Annotated in this window: 6 protein-coding genes; 4 read left to right on the forward strand and 2 right to left on the reverse strand. The window is 70.6% G+C overall.

The genetic code is table 11. The features are described 5' to 3' along the window. Positions 1-730, reverse strand: a 730-nt coding sequence (locus ACQKIP_RS37105) for an ATP-binding cassette domain-containing protein (RefSeq protein ID WP_427745147.1), incomplete at its 3' end; no start/stop codon positions are given. Between the two features lie 191 nt (positions 731-921). Here ACQKIP_RS37105 and ACQKIP_RS37110 point away from each other — a divergent pair. Together ACQKIP_RS37110 and ACQKIP_RS37115 are read left to right on the forward strand one after the other, a co-directional pair. Next, positions 922-2,115 (forward strand): ROK family transcriptional regulator, encoded by a 1,194-nt coding sequence (locus tag ACQKIP_RS37110; RefSeq protein WP_365859585.1) that lies wholly within the window; start codon positions 922-924, stop codon positions 2,113-2,115. A 165-nt stretch (positions 2,116-2,280) separates the two neighbouring features. After that, on the forward strand, positions 2,281-3,117 hold the full coding sequence (locus ACQKIP_RS37115; protein ID WP_365859587.1) for an alpha/beta hydrolase: 837 nt from the start codon (positions 2,281-2,283) through the stop codon (positions 3,115-3,117). A 19-nt stretch (positions 3,118-3,136) separates the two neighbouring features. Here the strand turns inward: ACQKIP_RS37115 and ACQKIP_RS37120 are convergent, their stop codons facing one another. Next, positions 3,137-4,024, reverse strand: a complete 888-nt coding sequence (locus ACQKIP_RS37120) for an SDR family NAD(P)-dependent oxidoreductase (RefSeq protein ID WP_365859589.1) — start codon at positions 4,022-4,024, stop codon at positions 3,137-3,139. Positions 4,025-4,109: 85 nt separating this feature from the next. Here ACQKIP_RS37120 and ACQKIP_RS37125 point away from each other — a divergent pair, with 85 nt between their 5' ends. Further along, complete coding sequence (locus ACQKIP_RS37125) at positions 4,110-4,712, forward strand: TetR family transcriptional regulator (RefSeq protein WP_365859591.1); 603 nt, start codon at positions 4,110-4,112, stop codon at positions 4,710-4,712. Positions 4,713-5,029: 317 nt separating this feature from the next. After that, positions 5,030-6,178, forward strand: a 1,149-nt coding sequence (locus ACQKIP_RS37130) for an N-acetylmuramoyl-L-alanine amidase (RefSeq protein ID WP_427745146.1), incomplete at its 3' end; no start/stop codon positions are given.

The raw sequence follows: 6,178 nt of genomic DNA on the forward strand, positions 1-6,178 counted from the left end.
GGTAGTAGGCGCTCAGTTCCCGGCCGACCATGGCGCGTACGACCTGGTCGGTGTCGGTGTCGGCGGTGCGCACCGTCGTGACGTGGCGGCCGTCCTTCAGGACGGTGATCCGCCGGGAGAGGTCGAAGACCTCGCGCAGGCGGTGCGAGATGTACAGGATGCCGAGGCCGCGGGTGGCGAGGCGGCGTACGAGGTCGTGCAGGAGGCCCGCCTCGTGGTCGGCGAGCGGGGCTGTCGGCTCGTCCATGACCAGGACGCGGACGTCGGATGCGAGCGCCTTGACGATCTCGACGGTCTGTTGCCGGGCGACGGACAGATCGCGGATGTACGTGCGGGGTGTGATGCCCGATACGCCGACCTCGGCGAGGAGTTCGGCGGTGCGGGCCTCCATCGTGCGGCGGTCGACGAGGCCGTATCGGGTCGGCTCGCGGCCGAGGAAGACGTTCTCGGCGACGGTGCGGTGCGCGAGCAGCGCGAACTCCTGGTGGATGATGCCGATCCCGGCGGCCTGGGCCTGCGCGGGGTGGCTGAAGGAATGCTCCGTTCCGTCGAGCACGATGCGGCCCTCGTCGGGGACGTGTTCGCCCGCCAGGACCTTCATCAGGGTGGACTTGCCGGCGCCGTTCTCGCCGACCAGTGCGTGCACCTCGCCCGCGGCGAGGTCCAGCGATACGCCGTGCAGCACACGCACTCCGAGAAAGCTCTTGGACACCCCGTGCATCGCCAACATCATTTGCGTCGCCTGCATCGCCTGCACCCTCGGCTCCTTCGGCAGCGGTCTGCAGAGCAATGTGATGAGGGAACTTTGACCTGTCAAGAGCCCAAGCAGCTTTCAGCATGAGCAAGTTGACGGACACTTAGGTCGATCGTCGAACACCATCGGCCTTGTGAGCAGCGAAACTCGTCCCTAAGGTGACTGCCATGCCTGGAGCGCCGGATCACCCCGTTTCCCAGCCGTCGTCACCCGGCGAAGTCCTCGCCCTGCTGCGTACGGGAGCGGTGGAAACCCGCGCCGACATAGCGCGCATGACGGGGCTCGCGCGGTCGACGGTGTCGCAGCGGGTGGACGCGCTGATCGCGCACGGCTTCGTCACCGAGGAGGCGGACGGCGGGTCGACGGGCGGGCGGCCGCCCCGGAGGCTGCGGCTGCGCACCCGTGAACACGCTGTCGCAGGCGTCGACTTGGGGGCCTCGCACTGCCGGGTGGCCCTGCTCGACATCGGCGGCGAGGTGCTCGCCGTGCGCGAGGACCCGATCTCCATCGCGGACGGCCCGCGGGAGGTGCTCGGCCACGTCGAGCGGACCCTGCACGCGCTGCTCGACGAGGCCGGGCGCGATTCCGCGTCGCTGCAGTCCATCGGGGTGGGGGTGCCGGGGCCCGTGGAGTTCTCGACGGGCCGCCCGGTGGATCCGCCGATCATGCCGGGCTGGCACCAGTTCCCCATCCCGGAGTTCTTCGCCGAACGCTTCGGGCCGCGGGCCCTCGTCGACAACGACGTAAATGTGATGGCGCTTGCCGAGCAGCGGCGCGCCTTCCCCGACACCCGCTATCTGCTCTACATCAAGGTGGGCACGGGCATCGGCTGCGGCATCGTCGCGGACGGCAGGCTGCACCGGGGCGCGCAGGGCAGCGCGGGCGACATCGGGCACATCCGGGTCGGCGACATCGAGGACCCCTGCCGGTGCGGCAACTCCGGGTGCCTGGAGGCGGTGGCGGGCGGCGCGGCGATCGCCCGGAAGCTGTCGGAACTGGGCCTGCAGGCGACCTCGGGAAGCGACGTCGTACGCCTGGTGAAGTCCGGCAACCGCGATGCCGTACGGATGGTGCGCGAGGCGGGCCGCGCGGTGGGCGAGGTGCTCGCGGGCCTGGTGAACTTCTTCAACCCGGACACGGTGGTGGTCGGCGGGGCGCTCGCCGCGGTCCACGACCAGCTCCTGGCGGGCGTACGGGAAGCGGTGTACCGCCGCTCGCACCCGCTGGCCACCCATGTGCTCCGGATCGAGCCGAGCCGCACCGGCGAGAACGCGGCGGCGATCGGCGCGGGCATCCTGGCGGTCGAGCACGCGCTGTCCCCGCGGCAGGTGGACCGGGCGCTGGCGGGCGCGGCGCGCTGATCAGCCCGGACGCCCCGGACGGCGCGGTACGCGGAGCCGCATCAGCCACGGAGCACGCAGCACCCACACCCCCGGTCCACGCAGACCGGACAAGCTCCATGCAACACCGGCCATACCCTCAACCACCCGCTATCGCCACGGCACTTGCGCCCATAACTTCAGGCTATGTCCCTCAATGACGCCCAGCAGATCGACCGCGCCAACGCCGCCACGGAGCGCGTTCCGGTCGTGTTCGTGCATGGTCTGTGGATGCTGCCCAGCAGCTGGGACCTGTGGACGGCCCACTTCGAGGACGCCGGATATGTGCCCGTCGCCCTGTCGTGGCCCGACGACCCTCAGACGGTCACCGAGGCGAGGCAGCGCCCCGACGCGCTCGCGGGCAAGAGCGTGGGGCGGATCGCGGATCACCTGGCCGGCCTGATCGACGGCCTGGAGCGCAAACCGGCGATCATCGGGCACTCGGTCGGCGGGCTGCTCACGCAGATCCTGGCGGGGCGCGGCCTCTCCGCCGCCTCGGTGGCGATCGACCCGGTCCCCTTCCGCGGCGTCCTGGCGCTCCCTCTGTCGACGCTGCGCTCCCTGCGCCCGATCATCGGCAATCCGGCCAACCGCAAGCGCGCCCTGCCCCTGACCTTCGAACAGTTCCGCTACGCGTACGCCAACGCGGTGAGCGAGAGCGAAGCCAGGCAGCTCTACGAGACGTACGCGGTCCCGGCCCCGTGCGCACCGCCCTTCCAGGCGGCCACCGCCAACCTCAACCCCCGCACGGAGATGAAGGTCGACTGCCGCAATCCCCGCCGCGGCCCCCTCCTGATCATCTCCGGCGAGAAGGACCACGCGGTGCCCTGGGCCCTGGCCAACGGCGCGTACAAGAAGCAGCGGGAGAACTCCGGCATCACGGAGATCACCGAAATGGCGGACCGCGACCACGCCCTGACGATAGACAGCCGCTGGCAGGAGGTCGCAGACACGGCCCTGACCTTCATCCGCCGCTTCGTCTGAGCGCCCTCGGCGTGCCCCCTCAGGTCCTGTCGTCCCCGGCGAGCTCCTCGCACAGCGACCAGACCGCTGCGCGGGTACGGGGCTCTGCCGCGAAGTCCGGCCACGGGACCCGGCGGCACTTGGCGTTGAAGTAGGCGCCCGTGACGTGCGCGACTTCCGGGCTCGCGGCCAGATGGATGCTGGACCTGGCGGCCTTGGCGAGATCCGCGAGGAGGATCGGGCCGAGCAGCCGGACCAGGGGCGCCGCGGGGCGGTAAGCCCGGGGGAACGCGCGCATCGGGGTGGCCTTGTTGCCCGGCGTATAGGCATGACCGGGGTAGGCCACGTTGATCGTGACCGTGCCGCTCCCGGTCCGCTGCGCGTACTCGTAACTCATCGCCATGAGCGCGGCCTTGGTGTGGTTGTACTGGCCGAAGGTCCAGCCGACGAAGGTCTTCTGCGCCTGGAGGTTCCCGGGGTCGACGGGGCCGCGCGGGATGCCGCCCGTGAGGTTGACGACCCGGGCGGCGGGTGACTTCTCGAGGCGGGGCATGAGGAGTCGGGTGAGGGCAAAGGGCGCCAGGACGTTCGCGGCGAAGGCGGTCTCCACTCCGTCGGCGGTCAGGTACCGACCGGCCGGGTTCATGCCGAAATTGTTGATGAGCACGTCGAGTTGTGCGCATCCGTCACTCACGGCGCCGGCCACCCGGCGCAGCCCTTCGCGCAGCGTCAGGTCCGCCGCCACCGCGTGCACGGGGCCGCCGCCGGAATCGCGGGTGAGCTCGCGCGCCGCTTCGGCAGCCCGCTCGGGGTCACGCCCGACGAGGAACACGCGGGCGCCGCGCCGGGCGAGGCCGCGGGCCGTCTCCTTGCCGATCCCTCCCGTACTGCCGGTGACCAGCGCCGTCTTGCCGCGTAAGGACGTCATACCCGCCTCCTGGATGAGGTGACCCTACAAACATGTCACTCGGTGACATGTTAGGCACTCGATGAAGCGAAGTAAACTCCGGTGCATGGGAAGCCGTGAGAGTGCAGAGCGACCGGAGAGCGGTGGGCTGCGCGCGCGGGCCCGGCGCACCATGAAGGCCGAACTAGCCTCGCTGGCCATGGAGTTGTTCGCCGAGCGCGGGTTCGACGAGACGACGGTGGAGGACATCGCGCACGCGGCGGGCCTGTCGAAGCGAAGCTTCTTCCGGTACTTCCCCTCCAAGGAGGACGTCGTCTTCGGCACCGTGGAGTCGATGGCGGACGAGGTCGCCGACGAGGTGCGCGGCCGACCCGTCGACGAGCCGCCGTGGGACTGCCTCCATCAGGTACTGCGTGCCTGGCAACAGCGGATCCTCACATCTGAGCGCCAGCTGGCCGAGCTCACTCTCATCGAGGCGACGCCGTCCCTGCGCGCCCGGCTGTCCCAGAAGCGGGACGTGATGCGCGCGCAGGTCGCCGAGGTGCTCGCCCGACGGCCGGGCGCGCCACTGGACGTCTTCACCGCCGATGTCCTCACCTCGGCCGCCGCAGCGGCCCTCGACGCGGCGGACCGGGAATGGCTGCGTTCCGGCGGCACGGCGGACCGGGGCACCCTTGTCGACCGGGCGTTCACAACGCTGCGGCCCTGAGGCTGCGGAGCCGCCACCTCATTGCCGAGCGGGAGACCCCGGCCCCTTCACCCGAACAGGTGGACCGGACCTCTGGTGGCCCGGGCGGTCCATCCGCCGGGCAGGTGGTGTTTCTGCTCGTCCTTGCTGCTCATTGGTCCAATCCACTGACGCGCCGCAGGCCGTGCGGCATCCCGGGGCGAAAGGGGGCGGGAGCGGCGCTGACATGGGGAATTCGTTGTCCCGGGCATGATTGACGGATCGTCGGAGAGCCGGTACCACTGACGCACGCCCGGCCCCGCACGCCCCATCACGCTTCACCGTCCCAGGAGGCTGCATTGCGAGGATCCGTCACCGCCCGCACCCCTGCCGTGCGCAGACGCGCCGTCAGGACCGCGGGTGCTCTTGTCTCTGCCGGCCTGCTGCTGCCGTTGCTCGGTGCCGCGCCGTCCGCACCCTCCGCCCCGTCCGCCGACGGGTTGCAGGGCGCCTTCGCTGATGCCGCCGCCGAGTATCGCGTGCCGCAGAGCGTGCTGCTCGGTGTGTCTTATCTCCAGTCCCGCTGGGACGCGCACGGTGGTGCGCCGAGTGTGACCGGCGGTTATGGTCCGATGCACCTCACCGATGCGCGTACCGCGATCGCCGGCGCCCCGCACCACAGTGAGGGCGACGAAGATCCGCGCGGTGACTCCTCTAGGGGTGTCCTCAAGCCGGAGGAATTCAGGGCCAAGGTGCCGCAGGACAGGCAACTGCGCGCGCGGCTCGAGACGTTGCCGCGTGCCGCCGAGCTCAGCGGGCTTTCCGCCGAGCGGCTGCGCACCGACCCGGCGGCCAACGTACGCGGCGGCGCCGCCCTGCTCGCCGCGGCGCAGAAGAAGCTCGGCAAGCCGCTGAGCGAGGACCCCGCCGACTGGTACGGCGCGATCGCCCGCTTCTCGGGCGCCGACGACCAGGCCACCGCGGCGACGTACGCCAATGATGTCTTCGCCGTCATCCACGACGGCCAGGAGCGCACCACCGACGCCGGGCAGCACGTGACCCTGGCGGCGGTCCGCGGTCTGAAGCCGGATGCCGCGCAGGTGCGGGGCATGGGGCTGCGCAAGGCCCCCGAGGGCGAGACCGAGTGTCCCAAGACCGTGTCGTGCGAGTGGATCCCGGCGCCGTACGAGGAGTTCAAGGACCCCAACGGCAACGACGACTACGGCAACCACGACCTGGGGAACCGGCCCAAGAGCCAGAGCATCGACACCATCGTCATCCATGACACCGAGGGGCGCTGGGAAGGTGTCCTGAATCTGGTGCAGGACCCGACGTACGTGTCGTGGCAGTACACCCTGCGCTCCACCGACGGCCACATCGCCCAGCACGTGAAGGCCAAGGACGTCGCCTGGCACGCGGGCAACTGGTACGTGAACTCCAAGTCGATCGGCCTGGAGCACGAGGGCTTCCTGACGGCGCCCGACACCTGGTACACGGAGGCGATGTAC

Source organism: Streptomyces sp. NPDC059900 (assembly GCF_050270335.1).
Classification (GTDB): Bacteria; Actinomycetota; Actinomycetes; order Streptomycetales; family Streptomycetaceae; genus Streptomyces.